Annotated in this window: 22 protein-coding genes; 21 read left to right on the top strand and 1 reads right to left on the bottom strand. The window is 73.1% G+C overall.

What is annotated here, in order from left to right:
- The first annotated feature begins 106 nt into the window (after nucleotides 1–106).
- From ACYVJ0_RS00830 to gatA, 15 genes are all read left to right on the top strand, one after another.
- Complete coding sequence (locus tag ACYVJ0_RS00830) at nucleotides 107–1,921, top strand: glycosyl transferase (RefSeq protein ID WP_460815359.1); 1,815 nt, start codon at nucleotides 107–109, stop codon at nucleotides 1,919–1,921.
- Between the two features lie 31 nt (nucleotides 1,922–1,952).
- Nucleotides 1,953–2,918 (top strand): tetratricopeptide repeat protein, encoded by a 966-nt coding sequence (locus ACYVJ0_RS00835; RefSeq protein ID WP_460815361.1) that lies wholly within the window; start codon nucleotides 1,953–1,955, stop codon nucleotides 2,916–2,918.
- Nucleotides 2,919–2,922: 4 nt separating this feature from the next.
- On the top strand, nucleotides 2,923–4,086 hold the full coding sequence (locus ACYVJ0_RS00840; RefSeq protein ID WP_460815363.1) for a cysteine desulfurase family protein: 1,164 nt from the start codon (nucleotides 2,923–2,925) through the stop codon (nucleotides 4,084–4,086).
- A 69-nt stretch (nucleotides 4,087–4,155) separates the two neighbouring features.
- On the top strand, nucleotides 4,156–5,259 hold the full coding sequence (gene mnmA / locus ACYVJ0_RS00845) for a tRNA 2-thiouridine(34) synthase MnmA (RefSeq protein WP_460815365.1): 1,104 nt from the start codon (nucleotides 4,156–4,158) through the stop codon (nucleotides 5,257–5,259).
- Between the two features lie 62 nt (nucleotides 5,260–5,321).
- Complete coding sequence (gene ligA / locus ACYVJ0_RS00850; protein WP_460815366.1) at nucleotides 5,322–7,697, top strand: NAD-dependent DNA ligase LigA; 2,376 nt, start codon at nucleotides 5,322–5,324, stop codon at nucleotides 7,695–7,697.
- A 9-nt stretch (nucleotides 7,698–7,706) separates the two neighbouring features.
- Nucleotides 7,707–8,696 carry an aldo/keto reductase gene (locus ACYVJ0_RS00855; RefSeq protein WP_460815368.1) on the top strand — a complete coding sequence of 330 codons (990 nt, stop codon included), beginning with the start codon at nucleotides 7,707–7,709 and terminating at the stop codon, nucleotides 8,694–8,696.
- A 172-nt stretch (nucleotides 8,697–8,868) separates the two neighbouring features.
- Nucleotides 8,869–10,410, top strand: a complete 1,542-nt coding sequence (gene putP / locus ACYVJ0_RS00860; RefSeq protein ID WP_460815369.1) for a sodium/proline symporter PutP — start codon at nucleotides 8,869–8,871, stop codon at nucleotides 10,408–10,410.
- Nucleotides 10,411–10,501: 91 nt separating this feature from the next.
- A complete protein-coding gene (locus ACYVJ0_RS00865) occupies nucleotides 10,502–12,196 on the top strand; it encodes a long-chain-fatty-acid--CoA ligase (protein WP_460815371.1) in 1,695 nt (564 codons plus the stop codon).
- A gap of 109 nt (nucleotides 12,197–12,305) precedes the next feature.
- Nucleotides 12,306–12,791 (top strand): hypothetical protein, encoded by a 486-nt coding sequence (locus tag ACYVJ0_RS00870; protein ID WP_449853250.1) that lies wholly within the window; start codon nucleotides 12,306–12,308, stop codon nucleotides 12,789–12,791.
- 42 nt (nucleotides 12,792–12,833) lie between these two features.
- The gene (locus ACYVJ0_RS00875; protein ID WP_460815372.1) at nucleotides 12,834–13,640 is read left to right on the top strand and encodes a hypothetical protein; all 807 of its coding nucleotides are present in this window, start codon (nucleotides 12,834–12,836) and stop codon (nucleotides 13,638–13,640) included.
- 22 nt (nucleotides 13,641–13,662) lie between these two features.
- Entirely contained in the window at nucleotides 13,663–14,286 is a 624-nt protein-coding gene (locus ACYVJ0_RS00880) for a hypothetical protein (RefSeq protein ID WP_460815374.1), read from the top strand.
- 64 nt (nucleotides 14,287–14,350) lie between these two features.
- Nucleotides 14,351–14,731 (top strand): YbaB/EbfC family nucleoid-associated protein, encoded by a 381-nt coding sequence (locus ACYVJ0_RS00885; protein WP_460815375.1) that lies wholly within the window; start codon nucleotides 14,351–14,353, stop codon nucleotides 14,729–14,731.
- Nucleotides 14,728–15,123 (top strand): hypothetical protein, encoded by a 396-nt coding sequence (locus ACYVJ0_RS00890; protein WP_460815377.1) that lies wholly within the window; start codon nucleotides 14,728–14,730, stop codon nucleotides 15,121–15,123. Before ACYVJ0_RS00885 ends, ACYVJ0_RS00890 begins: the two co-directional genes overlap by 4 nt.
- Nucleotides 15,124–15,142: 19 nt before the next feature.
- Entirely contained in the window at nucleotides 15,143–15,442 is a 300-nt protein-coding gene (gatC, locus tag ACYVJ0_RS00895) for an Asp-tRNA(Asn)/Glu-tRNA(Gln) amidotransferase subunit GatC (RefSeq protein ID WP_460815379.1), read from the top strand.
- Nucleotides 15,442–16,944, top strand: a complete 1,503-nt coding sequence (gene gatA, locus ACYVJ0_RS00900) for an Asp-tRNA(Asn)/Glu-tRNA(Gln) amidotransferase subunit GatA (RefSeq protein ID WP_460815380.1) — start codon at nucleotides 15,442–15,444, stop codon at nucleotides 16,942–16,944. The genes gatC and gatA overlap by 1 nt, the downstream gene beginning before the upstream one ends.
- Nucleotides 16,945–16,985: 41 nt before the next feature.
- On the opposite strand, the gene ACYVJ0_RS00905 is transcribed toward gatA, so the two are convergent.
- A complete protein-coding gene (locus tag ACYVJ0_RS00905) occupies nucleotides 16,986–17,786 on the bottom strand; it encodes a GntR family transcriptional regulator (RefSeq protein WP_449853243.1) in 801 nt (266 codons plus the stop codon).
- Nucleotides 17,787–17,904: 118 nt separating this feature from the next.
- Between ACYVJ0_RS00905 and ACYVJ0_RS00910 the strand changes: the two genes are divergently transcribed.
- Genes ACYVJ0_RS00910 through ACYVJ0_RS00935 form a run of 6 tightly spaced genes read left to right on the top strand, consistent with a single transcriptional unit; the run spans nucleotide 17,905 to nucleotide 23,662 of the window.
- Nucleotides 17,905–19,425 carry an ABC transporter substrate-binding protein gene (locus ACYVJ0_RS00910; protein WP_460815383.1) on the top strand — a complete coding sequence of 507 codons (1,521 nt, stop codon included), beginning with the start codon at nucleotides 17,905–17,907 and terminating at the stop codon, nucleotides 19,423–19,425.
- Nucleotides 19,422–20,459, top strand: a complete 1,038-nt coding sequence (locus ACYVJ0_RS00915; RefSeq protein WP_449853241.1) for an ABC transporter permease — start codon at nucleotides 19,422–19,424, stop codon at nucleotides 20,457–20,459. The genes ACYVJ0_RS00910 and ACYVJ0_RS00915 overlap by 4 nt, the downstream gene beginning before the upstream one ends.
- Nucleotides 20,456–21,331 (top strand): ABC transporter permease, encoded by an 876-nt coding sequence (locus tag ACYVJ0_RS00920; protein ID WP_460815385.1) that lies wholly within the window; start codon nucleotides 20,456–20,458, stop codon nucleotides 21,329–21,331. The genes ACYVJ0_RS00915 and ACYVJ0_RS00920 overlap by 4 nt, the downstream gene beginning before the upstream one ends.
- The gene (locus tag ACYVJ0_RS00925) at nucleotides 21,328–22,137 is read left to right on the top strand and encodes an ABC transporter ATP-binding protein (RefSeq protein WP_449853239.1); all 810 of its coding nucleotides are present in this window, start codon (nucleotides 21,328–21,330) and stop codon (nucleotides 22,135–22,137) included. Before ACYVJ0_RS00920 ends, ACYVJ0_RS00925 begins: the two co-directional genes overlap by 4 nt.
- Complete coding sequence (locus ACYVJ0_RS00930; protein WP_449853238.1) at nucleotides 22,134–22,928, top strand: ABC transporter ATP-binding protein; 795 nt, start codon at nucleotides 22,134–22,136, stop codon at nucleotides 22,926–22,928. The genes ACYVJ0_RS00925 and ACYVJ0_RS00930 overlap by 4 nt, the downstream gene beginning before the upstream one ends.
- Nucleotides 22,925–23,662 carry a tyrosine-protein phosphatase gene (locus tag ACYVJ0_RS00935; protein ID WP_460815388.1) on the top strand — a complete coding sequence of 246 codons (738 nt, stop codon included), beginning with the start codon at nucleotides 22,925–22,927 and terminating at the stop codon, nucleotides 23,660–23,662. Before ACYVJ0_RS00930 ends, ACYVJ0_RS00935 begins: the two co-directional genes overlap by 4 nt.
- The last annotated feature ends 4 nt before the right edge of the window (nucleotides 23,663–23,666 follow it).

A 23,666-nucleotide genomic window follows, 5' to 3' on the forward strand; every position in this document is an offset into this window, starting at 1 on the left:
CACCCAGCGGCGCGTTCGCTAGTCTGGGACGTCGAGTTCTGTGCGATCCGCGGTCCGACGGCACAGCCGGAGGGCCGGTCGGGCGGATCGCCGAGGGAGTGGTGCCGTGCGTTTCGTCTGGGCTGTGGTGTCGTTCGTGCTCGCCGCGGGGCTGATCGGCGCGGGCATCGCCCAGCGCACCGTCTGGCTCGGGCCGTCCGAGCGGTCGGTCGCGATCGAGATCGACGACGAGGCGCGCTACGTGCTCATCGACGACGACGTGTTCACGGCGCTGCCCGAGTCGCTCGAGGGCAGGGCCGGCGTGCTCGACATCGCGGGCGACGGCGAGGTCTTCTCCGCGTACGGCCGCGAGCACGACATGCGGGCGTGGCTGGCCGACCAGACGTACGCGCACGTGTCGGTCGCCGAGGGGGACCAGGCGGCGGGCGTCGTCGCGGTCGACACCGTCGAGCCGTCGATCGAGCCGGAGGACGGCGAGGAGCCGGAGCCCCGCGACCCGGCCGGCTCGGACCTGTGGTTCGAGGAGTTCGCGGGCACGGGTTCCCTCGAGCAAAGCTTCGCCTTCCCCGAGGGCGGCGAGATGAGCGTGCTGGTGGCGTCCGACGGCACTGAACCCGCGCCCGCCGACATTTCGGTGACGTGGCCGATCGACAACAGCACCCCCGCGGCGCCCTGGCTGATCGTCGGCGGCGCCGCCCTGCTGGTGCTCGGCCTGTTCCTCTACGTCTCGGGCATCCTGCACTCCCGTCGCTCGCGGGGTCCGCGCCGCAAGGGGCTGCCGGTGCCGAAGACCGAGCCCATCGACCTCTCCACCGACCGGATCGAGGGCGGCGAAGAGAAGGGCGTCATCACCGCGACGCCCACCCGCCGCTCGCGGGGACGCAAGGGCCGCGGCCTCATCGCCGTGCCCGCGACGGGACTCGCGCTCGCGCTCATGTCCGGCTGCACGCCGGACGCGCTGCCCGCGCCGACGCCGACGCCGACGCCGACGGTCGTGGCGCCGGAGAACCAGCAGGCGCCCGCGCTCACCGATGCGCAGGCCGCGCGGATCCTCGCGGACATGTCCGCGACCGTGGCCGCGGCGGACGAGGCCGCCGACGTCGCCGTGGCGGAGCAGCGCCTCGAGGGCATGGCGCTGACGATGCGCCGCGTGAACTACGAGATCCGCGCGCAGTTCGGCGACTACGCCACGCTGCCCGCGATCCCCGCGTCGCCGATCCAGATCCTGCTGCCGCAGGCGTTCGACGAATGGCCGCGCACCGCCCTGGTCGTCGTGTCGGACGCCGAGGATCCGTCGATCGCGCCCACGATCCTCACGATGACCCAGCAGGACCCGTGGTCGCACTACCGCGCATCGTACATCGCGAGCCTCGAGCCGAACGCGGAGATCCCGAGCCTCGCGCCGTCCTACCAGGGCGCGGCCCTCGTGCCGCCGACCTCGTCGTTCCTCACGATCGCACCCGAGGACGTCGCGGCGGCCTACGCCGACGTGATCGGCAACGGCGAGAACAGCGAGTTCGCCGAGCTCTTCGCCGAGGAGGGCGACACGTTCCGGCCCGAGGTCGCCCGAGTCCGCGAGGCGACGGCCGCCGAGTTCAACCAGGCCGACGTCGCCGGCGAGATCTCCTTCGGCCAGTCGGCGGCCGACACCCCGCCCGTGTCGCTGGCCACGGTGCACAACGGCGCGATCGTCGCCGTCGCCGTGAACCGCACCGAGCGCGTCACGGCGACCGACGAGCTCGGTGTCGTGCGCCACGGCGACCCCGCGCTGGAGGCGCTCACGGGTGAGACGGAGACCGCGGGCAGCTTCGAGCGCACCGACAGCAGCCCGCTGTTCTTCTACGTGCCGGCGCAGGGCACCGACGAGAAGATCCGCCTGCTCGGCTGGGCATCCAGCGTGACGGCGGGCACCGTCGAATGAGCCACCCGATGATCCATCCCGAGGAGAGCCGATGAGCGACTACGCACCCCACGCCGCGCTGCGCGGCGCCGTCGATCTGTCCGCGCTGCGCAACAGGCCGGCGGGCGGACCGCCCGAGGGCGCATCGTCGGCCGCGGCATCGCCGACCGGAGACGGCGCGGCCGGCGCCACGCGTCTCGTCTTCGACGTCACGGACGCGACGTTCGGCGAGGCGCTCGAGCTCTCGCGCACCGTTCCCGTCGTCGTGGACCTGTGGGCCGAGTGGTGCGGGCCGTGCAAGCAGCTCAGCCCCGTGCTCGAGAAGGTCGTCAGGGAGCTGGCCGGCCGGCTCGTGCTGGCCAAGGTCGACGTCGATGCCAACCCTCAGCTGATGCAGGCCTTCCGCGCGCAGTCGATCCCGCTGGTCGTGGCGCTCGTCGCCGGCCAGCCGGTGCCCCTGTTCACCGGGGCGGTGCCGGAGGAGCAGGTGCGCCAGGTGTTCGCGCAGCTGCTGCAGCTGGCGGCGCAGAACGGCGTGACCGGCACGGTGCCCGTGGCGGACGGCGAGGCGTCGGATGACCAGGCGCCGCCGCAGGAGCCGGAGCTTCCGCCGCTGCACGCCGAGGCGTACGCGGCGATCGAGGCGGGCGATTTCCCGCGGGCGATCGCGGCGTACGAGGAGGCGCTGAAGCAGAACCCGCGCGACGAGGACGCGCAGGCGGGCCTCGGCCAGGTGCGGCTGCTCGCGCGCGTGCAGGACCTGGATCCGGCGGCCGTGCGCGCCGCCGCGGCCGACGGTCCGCACGACATCGACGCGCAGCTGGCCGTGGCCGATCTGGATCTCGCCGGAGGCCACGTCGACGACGCGTTCGAGCGGCTGCTCGACCTCTTCGCCGCGCTGCCCTCCGATCAGCGCAAGCCCGTGCAGGAGCGCCTCGTCGAGCTGTTCGGCGTGGTGGGCACGACCGACCCGCGCGTCGTGCGGGCCCGCGGGCGCCTCACGAGCCTGCTGTTCTGAGCGGATGAGGGTCTACCTCGACCACGCGGCCACGACGCCGCTGCGGCCCGAGGTGCGCGACGCGTGGCTGGCCGCGCACGAGACGATCGGCAACGCCTCGTCCATCCACGGCGCGGGGCAGGACGCGCGCCGGCTGCTGGAGGACGCGCGCGAGCGGCTCGCGGGCGTGCTCGGGGCCGAGCCGATCGAGGTCGTCTTCACCTCGGGCGGCACGGAGTCCGTCGGGCTGGCACTGCAGGGGCTGTGGCGCCGCCGCGCCGCGGACGCCGACGGGATCGTCCTGCCCGACGGCGAGCACCACGCCGTGCTCGACACCACGGGCTGGCTGGCGTCCCACGAGGGCGCGCGGGTCGTGCCCGTCGCGCTCGACGCCGTGGGGCGCGTGCCGGTGGCCTCCTTCGCGGCGGCGGTGGGCTCCGGGCGCGTCGCGCTGGCGACGGCGATCGCGGCGGGCAACGAGTCGGGCACGATCAACGACGCGCGCGGGATCGCCGCGGCGGCAGCCGCCGCGGGCGTGCCGCTGCACATCGACGCGGTCTCGGCGTTCGGGCGCGTGCCGGTGTCGTTCGCGGGCTGGCGCGGGGACGCGCCGGCGGGCGCGGGCCTCGTGGCGCTCAGTGTGTCGGGGCACAAGCTCGGCGCGCCGGTGGGCACCGGCGCGCTCGTCGTGTCGCGCACGGTGGCGCTCGAACCGATGCTGCACGGCGGCGGCCAGCAGCGCGGCCTGCGCGCCGGCACGCAGGACGTCGCGGGCGCGACGGCCCTGGCCACCGCCGCGGAGCTGGCCGCGGCCGAGCGCGAGGCCGAGGCCGCGCGGCTCGCGGCGCTCCGCGACGGGTTCCTCGCCCGGCTGCGCGAGGCGCTGCCGGAGGCCGAGCTGCTGGGCGACCCCGTGGACCGGCTGCCGGGCACGATCCAGCTGCTGCTGCCGGGCGCGGCGGGGGAGTCGCTGCTGTTCCTGCTCGATCAGGAGGGCATCGCCGTGTCGACCGGATCGGCCTGCCAGGCGGGCGTGGCCGAGCCGTCGCACGTCGTGCTCGCGATGGGGCGCTCGGAGGCCGAGGCCCGCCAGGTGCTGCGCATCACGCTCGGCCGCACGACGACCGCCGCCGACCTCGACGCCCTCCTGCACGCCCTGCCGCGCGCGTACCGCCGCCTCGTGCGCTGACGCCCGCTCGCTGCTCGGGGCGGGTCGCCGACGGGGCCGCCGCCCAGTCGGCGCGCGTACGCTGGAGGCATGCGCGTGCTGGCGGCCATGAGCGGCGGGGTGGACTCCGCCGTCGCCGCCGCGCGCGCCGTCGAGGCCGGCCACGAGGTCGTCGGCGTGCACCTCGCGCTCTCGCGCGCGGGCGGCACGCTGCGCACCGGCAGCCGCGGCTGCTGCACGATCGAGGACGCCATGGACGCCCGGCGCGTCGCCGATCGCCTGGGCATCCCGTTCTACGTCTGGGACTTCTCCGAGCGCTTCCGCGACGACGTCATCGAGGACTTCGTCAGCGAGTACCGCGCCGGGCGCACCCCGAACCCGTGCATGCGGTGCAACGAGCGGATCAAGTTCGCGGCGCTGCTGGAGCGCGCCCTCGAACTCGGGTTCGACGCCGTGTGCACCGGCCACTATGCGATCCTTCGCGAGGGGGAGGGCGGGCTCGAGCTGCACCGCTCCAGCGAGGAGGCGAAGGACCAGTCGTACGTGCTGGGGGTGCTCACGGCCGAGCAGCTCGCGCACTGTCTGTTCCCGCTGGGCGAGACGCCGTCGAAGGCGCTCGTGAGGGCCGAGGCCGAGGCGCGGGGCCTGGCCGTGGCGTCCAAGCCCGACAGCTACGACATCTGCTTCATCCCGGACGGCGACACGCGCGGCTGGCTGGCCGAGAAAGTCGGCACGGCGCCGGGCGAGATCGTCGATCGCAGCGGTGCGGTCGTGGGCAGCCACGACGGCGCGCACGCGTTCACGGTGGGCCAGCGCAAGGGCCTGCGCCTGGGCGTGCCGGCGCCCGACGGCAAGCCGCGTTTCGTGCTCGAGGTGCGGCCCGTCTCGAACACCGTCGTCGTCGGCCCGAAGGAGGCGCTCGCGATCGGCGAGCTGGCGGGATCGCGATGGTCGTGGGCGGGGGCCGCGGCGGCGGACCCGCACGAGGAGTTCGCGTGCCATGTGCAGGTGCGCGCGCACGCCGATCCCGTGCCCGCGACGGCGGTGCTGCGCGACGGCGAGCTCGTCGTGCGCCCCGACGAGCCGCTGCACGGCGTGGCGCCGGGGCAGACGGCCGTCGTCTACGTGGGCACGCGCGTGCTCGGGCAGTGCACGATCGACCGCACGGTGTCGGCCGTCCCCGCCGAGGCCTGATCGGCGCGCCCGCGCGGCGCAAGCCCCCGGGGGATGTCGCAGGCCGAATCTAGACTCGGGGTGTGGCGGATGAGATCGAGCAGCTGACCCTCGACGAGGCGCGCGCCGAGGCACGCGCGCTCACGGAGCGGATCCTCGAGGCGAAGGAGGCGTACTACGGGCGCGACGCCTCGCTCGTGGACGACGCGACCTACGACGGGTGGATGCGCCGGCTCGAGGCGCTCGAGCGCCGCTATCCCGAGCTGCAGGGCCAGGACTCGCCGACGCAGGCCGTGGGCGCCGCGGACGGCACGGAGCTGGCGACGATCGAGCACGCCGAGCGCATGCTCAGCCTCGACAACGTGTTCTCCGTCGACGAGCTGCGCGACTGGTGCGCCAAGACGCAGGCGGCGGCCGGCCGCGAGGTGGCGTGGCTGACGGAGCTGAAGATCGACGGTCTGGCCATCTCGCTGCGCTACGAGGACGGCGTGCTCACCTCGGCCGCCACGCGCGGCGACGGCCGCGTGGGCGAGATCGTGACGGAGAACGCCCTCCGCCTGGCCGACATCCCCGAGCGGCTCTCGGGGGAGGGGCATCCCGCGATCGTCGAGGTGCGCGGCGAGGTGTTCATCCCCGTCGCCGCCTTCGAGCGGCTCAACGCGCTGCAGGCACAGTTCCGGGAGCGCGCGGTGCGCGAGGCGCGCGAGCGCGCCCGCGAGCGCGGGCGCGCGTTCGACGAGGCGCAGGCGACCGCCGCGGCCGCGCGGCGCTTCCCGGCCTTCGCGAACCCGCGCAACGCCGCCAGCGGCGGCCTGCGTCAGCAGATCGAGAAGAAGCAGGGCCTCGAGCTCGAGGCGGCGCTCGAGCGGGTCGGCTCGCTGCGGCTGTACGTGCACGGCATCGGCGCGTGGCCCGATCCGCCCGTCGCGGCCCAGAGCGAGGTGTACGAGCTGCTCGCCGCGTGGGGACTGCCGACCAGCCCGCACGCGCGCGTGTGCCAGGGCGTGGACGAGGTCGTGTCGTTCGTCGCGCACTTCGGCGAGAACCGGCACGCCGTCGACCACGAGCTGGACGGCATCGTCGTCAAGGTGGACGAGCTCGCGCTGCACGACGAGCTCGGCATGACCAGCCGCGCCCCGCGCTGGGCGATCGCGTACAAGTACCCGCCGGAGGAGGTCCACACGCGCCTGCTCGACATCGTCGTGTCGGTCGGGCGCACCGGCCGCGCCACACCGTACGCCGTCATGGAGCCCGCGCACGTGGCCGGATCGGTCGTGCGCCAGGCGACGCTGCACAACCAGGACGTCGTCAAGGCCAAGGGCGTGCTCATCGGAGACACCGTCGTGCTGCGCAAGGCGGGCGACGTCATCCCCGAGGTGCTCGGCCCCGTCGTCGAGAAGCGCGACGGATCCGAGAGGGCGTTCGTCATGCCGAGCGCGTGCCCCGAGTGCGGCACACCGCTGCGGCCCATGAAGGAGGGCGACATCGACCTCCGCTGCCCCAACGGCAAGGACTGCCCCGCGCAGGTGCGCGGCCGCGTGGAGCACATCGGATCCCGCGGCGCGCTCGACATCGAGGCGCTCGGCGAGGTCACCGCCGCCGCGCTCACCCAGCCCGACGTGCCCGCCGATCCGCCGCTGCGCACGGAGGCCGGACTGTTCGACCTCCGGCTCGAGGACCTGTTCCCGATCGACGTGGTCGTGCGCGACCCCGAGACCGGCCTGCCGCGCGAGGACGCCTCCGGGCGCGCCAAGCCCCGCAGCCCGTTCCGGCGCAAGCGGAAGCCGTCGGGCAAGGACGCCGATCCGCCGTTCGATCCGAACGGACCGTTCGACGGGAACGAGACGCACATCGTCTCGTCGCAGGCGCTCAAGCTGCTCGACGAGCTCGAGAAGGCGAAGACGAAGGACCTGTGGCGCCTGCTCGTGGCGCTCAACATCCGCCACGTCGGGCCGGTGGCGGCGCGCGCCCTGGCCGGCTGGTTCGGGTCGCTCGAGGCGATCCGCGCCGCCTCGCGCGACGAGCTCGCGGCGGTCGAGGGGGTCGGCCCGATCATCGCCGACTCGCTCCTGGAGTGGTTCGAGGTCGACTGGCACCGCGAGATCGTCGAGCGGTGGACCGCCGCGGGCGTCCGGTTCGAGACGCCGGGCCACCCCGGCCCCGGCGCGGCATCCGCCGGCGGCGTGCTCGATGGCATCACGGTCGTCGCGACCGGGTCGCTCGAGGGCTACACGCGCGAGGGCGCGCAGGAGGCGATCATCCGCGCCGGCGGCAAGGCGGCCTCGAGCGTGAGCAAGAAGACCGACTTCGTCGCCGCCGGCCCCGGCGCGGGCTCGAAGCTGGCCAAGGCCGAGGCGCTGGGCGTGCGGATCATCGACGCGGCCGCGTTCCACCTGCTCGTGACTGAGGGTCCGGACGCGCTCCCGCCCGCCGCGCAGGACGACGGCGTGACGCCCTAGGCTGGAGCCATGGAGCAGCGCACCCTCGGACGCACCGGACGCGACAGCTCGATCATCGGCCTCGGCACGTGGCAGCTGGGCGCGGACTGGGGCGACGTCGCCGAGAGCGACGCCCTCGCCGTGCTCGATGCCGCGCACGAGGCCGGCGTGACCTTCTTCGACACCGCCGACGTCTACGGCGACGGCCGCAGCGAGCAGCTCATCGGCGGCTGGCTGCGCGCGCACCCCGACGCGGGCGTCACGGTGGCGACGAAGATGATCCGGCGGGCGGAGGCGCCCGACCTCGCACACGCCACCCTCGACAACTTCCGCGCGTGGACCGACCGCTCGCGCCGCAACCTGGGCGTAGACACCCTCGACCTCGTGCAGCTGCACTGCCCGACGAGCGACGTGTACGAGGCCGACCGGGTCTTCGACGACCTCGACACCCTCGTCTCCGAGGGTGCGATCGCGAGCTACGGCGTGAGCGTCGAGACGGCCGCCGAGGCGCGCCGCGCGATCGCGCGGCCCTCGGTGGCGAGCGTCCAGATCATCCTCAACGCCTTCCGGCGCAAGCCACTCGACGAGGTGCTGCCCGCCGCCGTCGACGCCGGCGTGGGCATCATCGCGCGCGTGCCGCTGGCGAGCGGGCTCCTGAGCGGACGGTACACGCGCGAGACGACGTTCGCGCAGAACGACCACCGCAGCTACAACCGGCGCGGCGAGGCGTTCGACGTGGGAGAGACGTTCTCGGGCGTCGACTACGAGGTCGGCGTCGACGCGGCCGGCCGCTTCGCCGAGCTCGCGCGCGCCGCGGGCCTCGAGCCCGCCACCGCCGCCCTGGCGTGGGTGGCGCAGCAGCCCGGGGTGACCACCGTCATCCCCGGTGCCCGCAACCCGGAGCAGGCGAGGGCGAACGCCGCCGCCGGTGAGGTCGGCCCGCTGCCGCAGGAGTTCCTCGACGGCGTGCGCGACCTCTACGACGAGGCGATCCGGCCGCTCGTGCACGACCGCTGGTGAGACCGGCGCGGCGCGCCGGCGGGCGCGGCGCCGGGGCGGCCGACTTGCATCGACCGCTCCTCCTCCCTACGCGTGCGCGCGACGCGCGCGTGTCTAGCAAGCCGAGATCCGAGACCCCGTCAGCGTCTGCCCGTATCGTGGCGGCTGCACCGATCAGGGAGGATCTCCTGTCATGTCCGACACCGTCGTCTACCTCATCGCCCTCGCCGTGTACTTCGCGGCGATGATCGCGATCGGCTTCTACGGGTTCACGCAGACCAAGAGCGACGAGGACTACGTCCTCGGCGGGCGCAACCTGCCCGCACCGGTGGCCGCGCTCAGCGCCGGCGCCTCCGACATGTCGGGCTGGCTCATGATGGGCCTGCCCGGCGCGATCTACCTCTCCGGCCTCATGGAGGCGTGGATGGCCATCGGCCTCACCATCGGCGCGTATCTGAACTGGAAGCTCGTCGCGCCGCGCCTGCGCGCCTACACCGAGGTGGCGGGCAACGCGCTCACCGTCCCCACCTTCTTCGAGAACCGGCTGCACGACCGCTCGCGCGTGCTGCGGATCGTCGCCGGCATCGTCATCCTCGTCTTCTTCACGCTGTACGTGTCCAGCGGCATGGTCGCGGGCGGCAAGTTCTTCGAGAGCTCGTTCGGCGCGCTCTTCGACGACGGGGCGAACGTCTACCTCATCGGCATGCTCCTCGTGGGCGGCATCACCGTGCTGTACTCGCTGTTCGGCGGCTTCCTCGGTGCCTCGTTCACCGACTTCGTGCAGGGCATCATGATGATGCTCGCCCTCATCGCGGTCCCGATCCTCGCCTTCATCGCCGTCGGCAGCCTCGACGAGGTCACGGGGCAGCTCACCGCCGAGCAGGCGTCGTGGTTCGGCGGCGAGGTGACGGGCGCGAGCGTGCTCGCCGTCGTCTCGGCCGCGGCCTGGGGCCTCGGCTACTTCGGTCAGCCGCACATCATCGTGCGCTTCATGGCGCTGCGCAGCGCGAAGGAGGCGAAGATCGCCCGGCGCATCGGCATGGGCTGGATGGTCGTGTCGCTGCTGGGCACGGTGCTCGCCGGATTCATCGGCATCGCGTATCTGCGCCAGCAGGGGGTCGTGCTCGACGAGGTGACGGCCGAGACGGTCGTGCTCGTGATGGCGCAGACGCTGTTCCACCCGTTCATCGCGGGTCTCGTGCTCGCCGCCGTCGTCGCCGCCATCATGTCGACGATCTCGAGCCAGCTGATCGTCTCCTCCTCGGCGCTCGTCGACGACATCGCCCAGGCCTTCTTCCGCCGCAAGCCCTCCGCGCAGGGCGGCCTCTGGCTCGGGCGCGCCGGTGTGCTCGTCGTCTCGATCGTGGCGATGGTGCTGGCACTCGATCCCAACAGCTCGATCCTGGCTCTCGTGGGCTTCGCGTGGGCGGGCTTCGGCGCGGCGTTCGGTCCGCTCATCCTGCTGTCGCTGTTCTGGCGCCGGCTGACGACCTGGGGTGCGCTGGCCGGAATGGTCGTGGGCTCGGTGGTCGTCTTCACGTGGCAGTACCTGCCCGCGCCCGTCTCGGACCTCTACGAGCTGCTGCCCGGCTTCGTCCTCGCGCTGCTCGCGGCCGTCGTCGTGAGCCTGGCCACCTTCCGCGCGGAGAGGGCGGGCCAGGACGACATCCAGGACGAGTTCACGCGCACCGGCGCCATCGTGCTCGAGGGCGTGCGCCCGAGCCGCGAGTCCTGACGTACGGGCCCGACGGCGCCATGCTCGCACGCGTTCCGCGCGGGCAGGGCGCAGTCCGGCCGTCGGCGGGACCGCCCCGTACAATGGCAGGGTGACCACCGTGTTCGATCCGCCCCGCCCGTGGACCGCCTCGTACGCCGAGGGCGTGCCCGAGGACTTGGCGCCGATCTCCGGCTCGCTGATGGATCTCGTCGCCGACTCGGCGCGCGACTTCCCCGCCGCGCCCGCGCTGCAGTTCTTCGGCCGTGAGACGACCTACGCGGCGCTGGCCGCCGCCATCGAGCGCGCCGCCGCCGGGCTGCGCGCGCAGGGCGTGCGCAAGGGCGACCCGGTCGCGATCATCCTGCCGAACTGCTCGCAGCACATCATCGCGTTCTACGCCGTGCTGCGCCTGGGCGCGATCGTCGTCGAGCACAACCCGCTCTACACGCCGCGCGAGCTGCGCAAGCAGTTCGAGGACCACGGCGCCAAGCACGCGATCGTGTGGAGCAAGGTCGCCAAGACCGTCCAGGAGTTCCCGGCGGATCTGGCGGTGGAGACGCTCATCTCGGTGGACGTGACCAAGGGCATGCCCGCCGTCATGCAGTTCGCGCTGCGGCTGCCGATCCCGAAGCTGCGGGAGTCGCGTCGGCAGCTCACGGAGCCGGTGCGCGGTGCCGTCGAGTGGGAGCGGATCGTCGGGCACGCGCCGCTCGACCCCGACCTGCCCGGCCCGGAAACGGACGACGTCGCGATCATCCAGTACACGAGCGGCACGACCGGCGACCCCAAGGGGGCCGCGCTGACGCACCGCAACCTGCTCGCGAACGCGGCGCAGGCGCGCGCGTGGATCCCCGAGGTGAAGCGCGGGCTCGGCACCGTCGTCTACGCCGTGCTGCCGATGTTCCACGCATACGGGCTCACGCTGTGCCTCACGTTCGCGATGTCGCAGGCCGCGCGGCTCGTGCTGTTCCCGAAGTTCGACCCGGACATGGTGCTCGCCGTCACGAAGAAGCACCCCGCGACCGTGCTGCCTGCGGTGCCCCCGATCGCGCAGCGCCTGCTCGCCCGCGCGCAGGAGAAGGGCGTCTCGCTCGAGGGCACGCGGATCGGCGTGTCCGGCGCCATGGCGCTCGACCCGGCGCTCGTCGAGCCGTGGGAGGCCGAGACGAAGGGCTACCTCGTCGAGGGGTACGGCCTGTCGGAGTGCTCGCCGGTGCTGATCGTGAACCCCGTGGCGCCGCACCGCAAGGCCGGCTCCATCGGCCTGCCGCTGCCGGGCACCGAATGCCGCGTCGTGGATCCCGACACGGGCGAGGACGTGCCGCAGGGGCAGGCGGGCGAGCTCGTCGTGCGCGGACCGCAGGTCTTCGGCGGGTACTACGGCAAGCCCGAGGAGACCGAGCGCGTCTTCCTCGACGGCTGGTTCCGCACGGGCGACATCGTCGAGATGGACGAGGACGGCTTCTTCCGCGTGGTCGACCGCCTCAAGGAGCTCATCATCACGGGCGGCTTCAACGTGGCGCCCACCGAGGTGGAGAGCGCGCTGCGCCAGCACCCGGCCATCGCGGACGCCGCCGTCGTCGGCATGCCGGGCGCGAACGGCGAGGAGGTCGTCGCGGCGGTCGTGCTCGACGGCACCCCCGAGTTCGACCCGGAGGAGGTGCGGTCGTTCGTGAAGAAGGTGCTCACGCCCTACAAGGCGCCGCGGCGACTCGTCGTGGTCGATGAGCTGCCGAAGTCCATGATCGGCAAGGTCCTGCGCCGCCAGGTGAAGCAGCAGCTCCAGGAGAAGCTCGGCGGCTGACGGCACGAGGCCGGCATGGGGAGTTGTACTCATCGCGGGATTCGCGCGGTCGCCGTATCGTGACGGGAGGACACCCGCACGGGGTGACGACAGACGGGGGGAGTCTTCGATGCAGGCACAGGGCTTCGAGGTCGAGCTGGAGGGCATGTGCCGCGCGGGCGGCGCCGTGCAGTCGGTGTCGGACGGCTTCGGCGACATCCGGGGAGCGGCGACGTTCAACCTCGCGCTGACGCCGGCGGCGTTCGGGCTGCTGTGCTCGTTCTTCACTCCGGCCGCCACGTATCTCGGCACGCGCGAGGGCGCCGGCATCAACGCGCTCATCGAGGCGCTCGAGCGCCTCGCGTCCCGCGCCCGTGAGGCATGCGACGAGTATCGCCGCGCCGACGAGGACAGCGCCGAGCGGTGGCGCGGCTTCGACCCGAGCTCGCCGTATCGCCCACTCGATCCGGACGGATCGCGTCCGCCCATGCCGCACCTGCCGCCCGGGCCGTCGCAGCCGCACATTCCGCGCTACGACCCGATCCAGCCCGATGTGCGGCCGGCGCCGTACTTCCCGCCCCGCACCGATGGAGGTCCCGATGTCATCCCTGCGTGATCCCGGCGCCGCGCGCTCATCGATGCGGAACGGAGACACCGCGTGAACGATCTGATCGCCACCGACGCCGGCGACTTCCTGCACACGTACGAGTCGCTCATCCAGGACCCGCTGGGCTCGATCGCGTCGAACATCCCGATCGCCGCCGAGATCGTGTCGGCGGCGCGCGAGTTCGGCGAGGGCGACTGGGCCAGCGGACTCATCGCCGTCGGCGCCGGGGTCGCGTCGACCGCGGCCGCCGTCATCGACCCGTTCGGCACGCTCGCGTCGTCCGTCGCCTCGTTCCTGCTCGACTATGTGCCGCCGCTGCCGATGCAGCTCGACCTGCTCGCCGGCAATCCGGCGCTGGTCGAGAGCCTCGGCCAGACCTGGACGAACGTGTCCGGCGCCCTGGAGCTGAAGGCCACCGAGATCCAGCAGCTGATCACCGAGTCCGTGTCCGTCTGGGTCGGTGCCGCGGGAGATGCGTACCGCGAGGCGCTGAGCCGGCTTCACGAGGCAGCCGCGGGTCTCGCCGTCGGTGCGGCCGGGATCGGATCCGGGATGATCATCGCGTCGGAGGTCGTCGCCGCCATCCGCGACCTCGCCAAGGCGATCATCGCCGACCTCGTCGGCAAGCTCATCATCTACGTCATCGAGACGGTGGCGAGCGGCGGCATCGCGCTGCCGGCCGTCATCACGCAGGCGTGCACCGCGATCGCGAAGACGGCGGGCGATGTCGCGACCGTGATGGACGAGCTGGTCACCGTCATCAGCAAGGGCGCGATGCTGGCCGACGAGCTCGTCGAGGCGATCGGCGCCATCCAGAAGGCGCTCGCGACGCTCGTCGCGCTCGGGAACGTCGGATGACGTCCGCGGTACGGCGCCTGTCATGAGGGAAGCGCTTCGCGAGGGCCGGCGGGAGTGGGCGGCCGCTCACGGCTGGTCGTACGCCCCGACGGCGTCGATGCGCCCGGACATCCTCTCCGGCGTGCTGGCGCGCGTCGACGTCACGGTCGAGGACGAGATCAGGGGACCGTTCGGCGGCAGGAACGCGTACGTGCACGATCGTGCCCCGTTCGTGGGCGGGGTGCATCCCTCGCAGTTCTTCCGCAGCGTGAGCGCGGTCGACGCCGGCGTCGCGGTGCCGCGCGCCTACGTGATGGTGGGGAGCGGCCGCTGGTTCGACGCGGTCTACGACCTGAAGCGCCGCGCCTATTTCACTCCCCACGTGCAGGGCATGACGCACCTCGCGCGCGCGGGGGGCACGCACATCTGGTGCGAGCCGGCCGGCGTCGCGGCGCTGCAGAGCGTGCTGGGGCCCCTACTCGAGGCCGGCGCGCCGGCGGCGCCCGCCGGTGCGCGCCGCACGCGCATGCTCATCGCCTCGGCTGGCCAGACGGTGTACGTCTGCGACCAGCTCTCGTTCAACGTCGAGAGCGATATCCAGCGGCTGGAGCTCGCCCACGGCCTGGGCGTGCGGTACGCGCAGCTGATGCAGGGCACCCTCCGGTGACCGGCGGCGCGCGCGACCACCGGGCACCCGACTTCGCAGGAACACGGATCGAGAGCGAGACGACATGACGGACGCCGGACGCGAGTACGCACAGGTCCAGCAGCAGATCGCGGCGCAGCTGGAGCGCGCGATGCGCATGCAGCAGGAGATCGCCGAGGTGACGCCGACGACGGTGGAATCGGCCGACCGCGAGGTGGCGGTGACACTGGACGAGCGTGGGCTGCTGGCGGACGTGCGCTTCGCGCCGTCGATCGCCGAGCTGGAGGCCGGAGAGCTCGAGGAGATCGTCATGGCGACGGTGCGCGAGGCTCGCGAGCGGCGGCGTCCCGCGATGGTGAGCGCGGGGGGCGCGGCCGCGCTGCACGACGACACGCTGCGCAGGCGTCTGCTGGCGATGCTGCCGTCGCGGCAGGACGCCGCGACCACGGGGGAGGAGCGCGCATGATCTTCCGCGACGCCGACGAGGCACGAGAGCAGATCGCCAAGATGCGCGAGCAGGCGGGGGCGCGGCTCGCGGCCGCCCAGGGCGCGGCCGCGCGCATGACGGCGCTGCGTCCCTCGGCATGGTCGCCGCGCCGCGAGGTGCGGGTGGAGCTGGACGCATCCGGTCTGCTCCAGGCCGTCGAGTTCGCCGAGTGGGCGCCGCAGGAGCCGCCGGCGAGCCTCGGCAGGGCGCTGCTGAAGGCGCATGATCTCGCGCTGCGCGAGTGGCAGCGGCAGATGGACGAGATCGCCGACGAGGAGTACGCCGATCAGCCGGAGATCCTCGCGGCGACGAAGAAGGCGGCGCGCGACGGCATGCCCGCCCGGGTGCTGGCCGAGCAGGACGAGGACTGAGCCCGACTAGACTCGTGGGGTGTCTGAAATCACTCCCGATCTCGTGCGCCATCTCGGTGTGCTCGCCCGGATCCAGCTGAGCGACGAGGAGGTGACGCGCCTCACCCGCGAGCTCGACGTGATCGTCGAGAACATCGCCAAGGTCAGCGAGGTCGCGTCCGCCGACGTCCCCGCGACGAGCCACCCGATCCCGATGCAGAACGTGTACCGGCCCGATGAGCCCGGCAACATGCTCACGGTCGACGAGGCGCTGCAGAACGCGCCCGACCGGGACGGCGACCGGTTCCGCGTGACCGCGATCCTGGGCGAGGAGCAGTGATGGACGACGTCATCCGGATGTCGGCGGCCGAGCTGGCCGCGCACCTCGCCGACGGCGAGATCTCGAGCGTCGACGCCACGCAGGCGCACCTCGACCGTATCGCCGCGGTGGACGGCAGCGTGGGCGCGTTCCTGCACGTGAGCGACCACGCTCTCGATGTGGCCCGCTCGATCGACGAGCGCCGTGCCGCGGGGGAGGAGCTGCCGCCGCTCGCGGGCGTGCCGCTGGCGATCAAGGACGTGCTCGTCACCACGGACATGCCGTCCACCTCGGGATCGCGGATCCTCGAGGGGTACATGTCGCCCTACGACGCCACGGTCGTCGCCCGCGCCCGCGCCGCCGGGCTCGTGCCGCTGGGCAAGACGAACATGGACGAGTTCGCGATGGGCTCGTCGACGGAGCACTCGGCATACGGCCCGACGCGCAACCCGTGGGACCTCGACCGGATCCCCGGCGGATCGGGCGGTGGCTCGGCCGCGGCCGTCGCGGCGTTCGAGGCTCCGCTGGCGCTCGGCTCGGACACGGGCGGATCGATCCGCCAGCCCGCGCACGTCACCGGCACGGTCGGCGTGAAGCCGACGTACGGCGCCGTGAGCCGCTACGGTGCGATCGCGCTGGCCTCCAGCCTCGACCAGGTCGGCCCCGTCACCCGCACGGTCGCCGACGCGGGCCTGCTGCAGGACATCATCGCGGGGCACGATCCGAACGACTCCACCTCGATCCCCGGCGAATGGCCATCCATGGCCCTCGCCGCGGCGGAGGGCGCCTCGGGCGAGGTGCTCAAGGGCCTGCGGATCGGTGTGGTGAAGGAGCTGCCCGACGTCGGCTTCCAGCCGGGCGTGGCGGCATCGTTCCGCGAGGCGCTCGCGCGGCTCGAGGCGCAGGGCGCCGAGATCGTCGAGATCAGCGCCCCGCACTTCGAGTACGCCGTGGCGGCGTACTACCTGATCCTGCCCGCCGAGGCGTCGAGCAACCTCGCCAAGTTCGACTCCGTGCGCTTCGGCATGCGCCTCGACGTGCCCGGCGGCACCGTGGAGGACGTCATGTCGGCCACGCGCGACGCGGGCTTCGGCCCCGAGGTCAAGCGCCGCATCATCCTCGGCACCTACGCGCTGTCGGCCGGCTACTACGACGCCTACTACGGCAGCGCCCAGAAGGTGCGCACGCTCATCCAGCGCGACTTCGCCGAGGCGTTCGCACAGGTCGACGTCATCGCGACGCCGTCGGCGCCGACCACGGCGTTCAAGCTCGGCGAGAAGATCGACGACCCGCTCGCGATGTACCTCAACGACCTCACGACGATTCCCGCGAACCTCGCCGGCGTCCCCGGCATCTCGGTGCCGTCGGGCCTCGCGGCCGAGGACGGGCTCCCCGTGGGCATCCAGTTCCTCGCCCCCGCGCGAGAGGACGCACGACTGTACCGGGTGGGTGCGGCGCTCGAGGCGCTGCTGCTCGACGAGTGGGGCGGCCCGCTGCTGGACCGCGCCCCGGCGCTGGGCTGATCGCGCACGGGTCCTGACCGGCGACCGCCCGTGGCCGGCGGTCAGGACCCGTACCGCAGCACGAACTTCGCGTTGTCGCCGCGCAGGCGCCGGCGCACGTAGAACACGGGATCACCCGTGGCATCCGCCGTGACGCCGTCGCGCACGAGCAGGGCCGTGCCGGTGGGCACGTCGAGCAGGCGCGCCTCTTCGTAGTCGGCCGCGACGGCCGAGAACGCGCGCCACCGGTACGACAGATCCAGCCCGAGTCCGTCGCGGAGCGTGGCGATGACCATGCCGTGGTCCGCCAGCGCGTCGACGACCGCCTCGAGGCGCCGGGGGAACCAGTAGCTGTTCACGATCCACGCCTGGCCGGCACGGACCATGACGGTGTCGAGGCGGAACAGGTCGGCGGCGGCGAGCTCGAGCTCCTGTGCGGCCAGGTCGGCGTGCCGCCCTGCCGCGTCCGTGACGGCGACGATCCGCTCCTCGACGCGTCGCAGCGGCCGCGTCGGCCGCAGCTCGTCCACGCCGGCGTCCGAGTGCTCGGCGAGCGCGGCGTGCGTCGCATCCTCGTCCGACGCGCGCTCCGGGATGCGCGCGATGATCTCGACGAGATCGGGCGGGGTCGCCACGAACGTGCCCGTGCCGCGGCGGATCTCGACGGCGCCGAGGCGCTGCAGCTCGACGACCGCCTGGCGCACCGTGAGCCGGTTCACGTCGAACTCGGCCGCGAGCTCGGCCTCGCTCGGCATGCGATCGCCCGGCTGGAGCGCGCCGTTCTGGATCCGATCCCAGAGCTCCGTCGCGATGCGCCGGTAGAGGGGGACGCCGCCCTGCCGGGTGCGCGGTGTGTGGCCCATCCTTCTCCTCGTCGTCGCCGTCGCGTCATCGATCGTTCACGTTGCCCGTTTAGACATCTAGATGTCCTGCTTCGCAACGGTCGCCGATCCCTCACGGCGCTCTTCAGAAAGGTAGCCCATGTCACGCAAGCTCCTCGTCCTGCCGCTGCTCGCGGTGTCGGGGCTCGTCCTCGCCGGTTGCGCCTCGGCGACCGGCACGAGCGCCACGGGGGCCGGAATGGAATCGGCCGCCGACACCGACGCGACCGTCCACCTCCAGGTCGGCCTCGAGCCGACGAGCCTCGACGTGAGCGCGCAGTCCGGCGCCTCGCTCGAGCAGCTGCTCATCCCCAACGTCTACGAGGGCCTCGTCGACGCGGACGGCGAGGGCGGCTTCGAGCCGGCGCTCGCGACGGACTGGACGGTGAGCGACGACGGCCTCACGTACACCTTCACGATCCGCGACGACGTCGCGTTCCACAGCGGCTCGCCGCTCACGATGGACGACGTGGTGTGGTCGCTCGAGGCGGCCGCCGCCGACGACTCGCTCAACCCCGACGCGGGCCTCTTCGCCGGCATCGACGAGATCACCCCCGTCGACGACTCGACGCTGGAGATCACCCTCGCCTCCCGCGACTCGGACTTCCTCGAGTCCCTGACGTCGAACGCCGGCGTCATTCTCGAGGAGGGGGCGGACGTCGACCTCGCCAACGAGACCAACGGCACGGGGCCCTACACCGTGACCCAGTGGAACCAGGGCAGCACGATCACGCTCGAGCGCAACGACGACTACTGGGGCGAGGCGCCGCTGAACCGGGAGGTGGTGTTCCACTACATGACCGACGCCACCACCGCGGCGAACGCGCTCCTGGCCGGGGAGATCGACGTGCTCACGACCACGACGGCCGACACGCTGTCGATGTTCGAGGGCGACGACGCGTTCACCCTCACCGAGGGCGACTCGCGCAGCTGGATGACGCTCGGCTTCAACAACGCGGTGGAGCCGCTGAACGACGAGCGCGTGCGGCACGCCATCCGCCGCGCGATCGACAAGGACGGTCTCATCGAGGTGCTCGGCGGCCAGGCCACCCGCGTGGGCAGCATGGCCAGCCCGGCCGACCCCTGGTACGAGGACCTGACCGACATCGACGCGTACGACCCCGAGTCGGCGCGCGAGCTGCTGGCCGAGGCGGGCCAGGAGGACCTCGAGCTCACCTTCCGCGTCTCGAACACGTACGACACCCGCATCAGCGAGTACGTCGCCGCCCAGCTGGCCGAGGTGGGCATCGACGTGACGATCGAGCAGATGGAGTTCTCGAGCTGGCTGGAGCAGGTGTTCACGGGCGGCGACTACGAGATGACGATGGTGCTCCACGTCGCGCCGGCGCTCGCGAAGAACTACAGCAACCCGGACTACTACTGGAACTACGACGACGCGACGGCGCAGCAGCTCGTGGCGGACGCCCGCGAGGCGCTTGAGCTCGAGGAGCGCAACGAGAAGCTGCGCGAGCTCGCGCGCCACATCAGCGAGCAGGCCGTGAGCGACTGGCTCTTCTCGCCGACGGCCACGATCGTGGCGAGCGCCGACGTCACCGGCTTCCCGGTCGACGGCATCGCGAACCGCCTGCCCGTGTCCGGGATCCAGGTCGCCGCGCGGTGACCATCACGACCGAGCGCGGTGCCGTGGAGCGGGACGTCTCCACGGCACCGCCGTCGCCGCGATCGACGCGCGACCATGCCACGCTGCGGCTGGTCCTCGGTCAGCTCGCCGTGCTCGCGGTGTCGCTGCTCGTCGCGAGTGCCGTGATCTTCTTCGCGATCGACCTGCTGCCCGGCGATCTCGCGCTCACCAGGGCGGGGATCGACGCGTCGGCCGAGCAGGTGGCGCTCATCCGCGCCGAGCTGGGGCTCGATCGTCCCGCGATCGTGCGCTACCTCGAGTGGCTCGGTGGCGCGCTCCGCGGCGACCTCGGCGTCTCGCTGCTCGACAACCGTCCCGTCGCCGCCGCGATCGGGGAGAAGATGCAGGTCACCCTGCCGCTGTGCCTGCTGGCGCTGACGATGAGCGTGCTCGTGGCGCTGCCGCTCGGCATCCTCGCCGCCGTCGGCCGCGAGCGCTGGTACGGACAGCTCATCGGCGCATTCACGCAGCTCGGGCTCGCCGTGCCCGCCTTCGTGCTGGGCCTGCTGCTCGTGACCGTCTTCGCTGTGCAGCTCGACCTCCTGCCCGTGCAGGGATTCCCGCGGGAGCGGTGGGGCGACCCGGCCGGCGCCCTCGCATCGCTGCTGCTGCCCGCCGTCACGCTTGCCGTGCCCCAGGCGGCCGTGCTGGCGCGGTTCGTGCGCTCCGCCACGGCGGACGCGCTTGCGCAGGACTGGGTGCGCACCTCGCGCTCGCGCGGGTGGCGGCTGCCGGCGATCGTGCTGCGCCAGGGCCTGCGGAACACGGCACTGCCGCTCATCGCCGTCGTCGGGCTGGAGGCCGCGGGACTCATCACCGGCGCGGTGATCGTCGAGCGGGTGTTCGCCCTGCCGGGCATCGGATCGATGATCCTGGCGGATGTCGACACGCGCGACCTCGGAAAGGTGCAGGGCACGCTGCTCGTGCTGACGGCGACCATCATGATCATGACCCTCCTCCTCGACCTCGTGTACCGGATCGTCGATCCCCGGCTCCGGGCGGCCCGCGCATGATCCGCCGGCTGCTGTCCCGCCCCGGTGGCGTCTTCGGGCTCATCGCGGTCGTCCTGCTCCTCGGCAGCGCGGTGCTCTCGCTCGTGTGGACGCCGTACGACCCGCTCGCCGTCGACCCCGCCGCCGGCTGGGAGCCGTTCTCGCCCGCGCACCCTCTGGGCACCGACTCGCTCGGTCGGGATCAGGTGAGCATGCTCCTCGTGGGCGCGCGCGTGACCCTCCTCGCCACGGTCGTGGCCACCGGGATCGCGACCGCTCTCGGCGTCGCGATCGCCTTCGCCCTCGCGCTCACGCCGCGACCGCTGTCGTCGTTGCTGGAGCGCGCCGTCGACATCGCGATCGCGTTCCCGACGCTGATCGTCGCGATCATCCTCGTCACCGGATTCGGGGCGTCGACGTGGGTCGCCGCGATCTCGATCGGCCTGGCGGCGTCGGTCGTCGTCGCGCGGACCGTGCTGCCCGAGCTGCGCCGTGCGCTGCTGAGCGACCACGTGCTGCTCGCCACCGCCGCCGGCGCCGGCACCTGGCGCATCGTGACCCGGCACGCGCTGCCGGCGGTAGGGCCGACCCTCATCGTGCGCACAACGCAGATCATGGCGGCGGCCGCGCTGGCGGAGGCCGGGCTGAGCTACCTCGGCTTCGGCACGCCGCCGCCCACGCCCAGCTGGGGGCGCTCGCTTGCCGATCTGCAGTCGCAGATCGTCGTCCGCCCCGAGTACCTCATCGCCCCGGCGGTGGTGATCGTGATCGTGGTGCTCGGATTCAACCTGCTCGGCGACGCCCTGCGCGACGTCCTCGACCCGCGATCGCGCGCGACGCCGGCCGAGGACGCGGCGGCGGCGCGCCCCGAACCCAAGGGAGCCACGCTGTGAGCCTTCTCGACATCACCGGCCTCACGATCGAGATCGGCGGGCGGCGCCTCGTCGACGGTGTCTCGTTCGCCGTCGCACCCGGGGAGCGCGTGGGGCTCATCGGGGAATCCGGCAGCGGCAAGTCACTCACGTGCTTCGCCCTCAGCGGGCTCCTGCCGTCCGCGGCCACCGTGGCCGGCAGCATCGTGTTCGAGGGCGAGGAGATCGTCGGCGCGGACGAGCGGCGGCTGTCCGCCCTCCGTGGCGCGCGCATCGGCATGGTGTTCCAGGAACCGGCGACGGCCCTCGATCCGCTGCAGACGGTGGGGCGCCAGCTCGTCAGCGGACTGATGGCGCGGCGACGCCTCTCGCGCGCCGAGCGGCTGCGCGAGTCGCACCGCCTGGCGGCGGAGGTGGGCCTTCCCGAGCCCGAGGCGATCGTGCACCGCTACCCGCACGAGCTCTCGGGCGGCCAGCGGCAGCGCGTGGTGATCGCGGGCGCCATGGCGGCGGGGCCGTCGCTCGTGGTGGCCGATGAGCCAACGACGGCCCTCGACGTCACGGTGCAGGCCCGCGTGCTCCGGCTGCTCGAGGAGCGGTGCGCGGCGGCGGGAAGCGGCCTGCTCCTCGTGACGCACGACATGGCGGTCGCCATGCAGACGTGCGATCGGATCGTCGTGATGCGGCGCGGACGGATCGTCGAGGAGGGCACGCCGCGGCAGCTCATCGACGCGCCGGCCGACGCGTATACCGCGATGCTCGTCGACGCGGCGTACGAGACGAGCTGGCAGCCCGCGCACGAGGAGAAGGCGGAGGTGGCCGCATGACCGAGCTGTTCCGCCTGCACGAGGTGAGCCATCGCTACGCCCGCCGGTCGGCCGCGGCGCTCGAGGGCGTCTCGCTCGCCGTCGAGCAGGGGCGCAGCCTCGGCATCGTGGGCGAGTCGGGCTCCGGCAAGACCACGCTCACGCGCGTGCTGCTCGGCCTGCTCACGCCGACCGCCGGCACCGTCGCGTACCGCGGCGAGCCGGTACCGTCCGGGCCCCGCGGCGGGGCGGGCGCCCGGCGGTTCCGCCGCCGCGTGCAGCTCGTGCTCCAGGACCCCTTCGCCTCGCTCAACCCCCGGATGCGGGTGGGCGACATCGTCGCCGAGCCGCTGCGCATCCTCGAGCCGCGCGTCGACTCCCGGCCGCGGGTGGCGGAGGTGCTCGCGGCCGTGGAGCTCGAACCGGAGCTCGCGCGGCGCTGGCCCCACGAGCTCTCGGGCGGTCAGCGCCAGCGCGTGGCGATCGCGCGGGCGATCGGGCCGCGCCCCGAGGTGATCGTCGCCGACGAGCCGGTGTCGGCGCTGGACGTCTCGGTGCGGCGCAACGTCATCCGGCTGCTGCGGCGGCTCGCGGAGCACGAGGGCGTCACGCTCGTCGTCGTGTCGCACGACTTCGGCATCGTGCACCGGCTGTGCGCGGACACCGCAGTGATGCACCGCGGGCGCGTGGTCGAGCAGGGCGACACCGAGGCGATCCTCGAGCGCCCGCAGCATCCGTACACGCGCGGCCTGATCGACAGCATTCCCCGCCTGCCGCGGCGGCCCGTGCTCGGAACCCGGGGCATGGCATGAGCGCCGTGCTGCACAACCTCCGCGACGTCGGGGGGCTGCCGGCGCGGGAGGGCGTCGTCGCGCCGGGGCGCCTGTATCGCTCGGCCGCGCCCCTGCGCGATGATACCCGCATCGCCGAGCTCGTGCGCTCCCTCGGCGTCGCCACCGTGATCGACCTGCGCGATCCCCGGGAGCGCGAGCTGAGTCCCGCGGTCTGGGAGCGGGCGGGGATCGACGTGCGGGAGGCGCCGGTCTTCGGCGGCCGCCTGGCGAGCATCCGCTTCCAGACCCTCGCGGAGCTGTACGACGTGATGATCGACCGCCATCTCGCCGACGTCGTGGCGGCGGTCGAGACGGTCGCGAGCGCGCCCGGGCCGGTGCTCGTGCACTGCACGGCCGGGAAGGACCGAACCGGCGTCGTCACGGCGCTCATCCTCGAGGCGCTCGGTGTCGCGCGCACCGACGTGCTGGCCGACTTCGCCCGCTCGGAGCAGGTGCTGGGGGCGGCATACCTCCGCGACCTCTTCGCGGGCACCGACCTGTCGCGGCTGCCTGGCGGCGCGGCGCACCGGGCGGTGTCGTCGCCGCCCGAGCTGCTGCGGGGCGCCCTCGAGCGGATCGACGCGCGCCACGGCGGGGCCGAGGCGCTGCTGCGCGAGCACGCGGCGTCGGATGCCGTCGCGGCGCTCACCGCCGCGTTCCTCGCGCCGGCCGGGGCGGTTCCGCGGATCGGGGACACCGCGGCGACGACCTAGGATT

It is taken from the genome of Microbacterium petrolearium, assembly GCF_054782875.1.

What these genes read in the sequence shown, in the direction of transcription:
- ACYVJ0_RS00835 (WP_460815361.1), top strand. Translation starts at nt 1,953, where the DNA reads ATGAGCGACTACGCACCCCACGCCGCGCTGCGCGGCGCCGTCGATCTG.
- ACYVJ0_RS00840 (WP_460815363.1), top strand. Translation starts at nt 2,923, where the DNA reads ATGAGGGTCTACCTCGACCACGCGGCCACGACGCCGCTGCGGCCCGAG.
- mnmA (WP_460815365.1), top strand. Translation starts at nt 4,156, where the DNA reads ATGCGCGTGCTGGCGGCCATGAGCGGCGGGGTGGACTCCGCCGTCGCC.
- ACYVJ0_RS00855 (WP_460815368.1), top strand. Translation starts at nt 7,707, where the DNA reads ATGGAGCAGCGCACCCTCGGACGCACCGGACGCGACAGCTCGATCATC.
- putP (WP_460815369.1), top strand. Translation starts at nt 8,869, where the DNA reads ATGTCCGACACCGTCGTCTACCTCATCGCCCTCGCCGTGTACTTCGCG.
- ACYVJ0_RS00870 (WP_449853250.1), top strand. Translation starts at nt 12,306, where the DNA reads ATGCAGGCACAGGGCTTCGAGGTCGAGCTGGAGGGCATGTGCCGCGCG.
- ACYVJ0_RS00880 (WP_460815374.1), top strand. Translation starts at nt 13,663, where the DNA reads ATGAGGGAAGCGCTTCGCGAGGGCCGGCGGGAGTGGGCGGCCGCTCAC.
- ACYVJ0_RS00885 (WP_460815375.1), top strand. Translation starts at nt 14,351, where the DNA reads ATGACGGACGCCGGACGCGAGTACGCACAGGTCCAGCAGCAGATCGCG.
- ACYVJ0_RS00890 (WP_460815377.1), top strand. Translation starts at nt 14,728, where the DNA reads ATGATCTTCCGCGACGCCGACGAGGCACGAGAGCAGATCGCCAAGATG.
- gatA (WP_460815380.1), top strand. Translation starts at nt 15,442, where the DNA reads ATGGACGACGTCATCCGGATGTCGGCGGCCGAGCTGGCCGCGCACCTC.
- ACYVJ0_RS00905 (WP_449853243.1), bottom strand. Translation starts at nt 17,786, where the DNA reads ATGGGCCACACACCGCGCACCCGGCAGGGCGGCGTCCCCCTCTACCGG.
- ACYVJ0_RS00910 (WP_460815383.1), top strand. Translation starts at nt 17,905, where the DNA reads ATGTCACGCAAGCTCCTCGTCCTGCCGCTGCTCGCGGTGTCGGGGCTC.
- ACYVJ0_RS00920 (WP_460815385.1), top strand. Translation starts at nt 20,456, where the DNA reads ATGATCCGCCGGCTGCTGTCCCGCCCCGGTGGCGTCTTCGGGCTCATC.
- ACYVJ0_RS00930 (WP_449853238.1), top strand. Translation starts at nt 22,134, where the DNA reads ATGACCGAGCTGTTCCGCCTGCACGAGGTGAGCCATCGCTACGCCCGC.
- ACYVJ0_RS00935 (WP_460815388.1), top strand. Translation starts at nt 22,925, where the DNA reads ATGAGCGCCGTGCTGCACAACCTCCGCGACGTCGGGGGGCTGCCGGCG.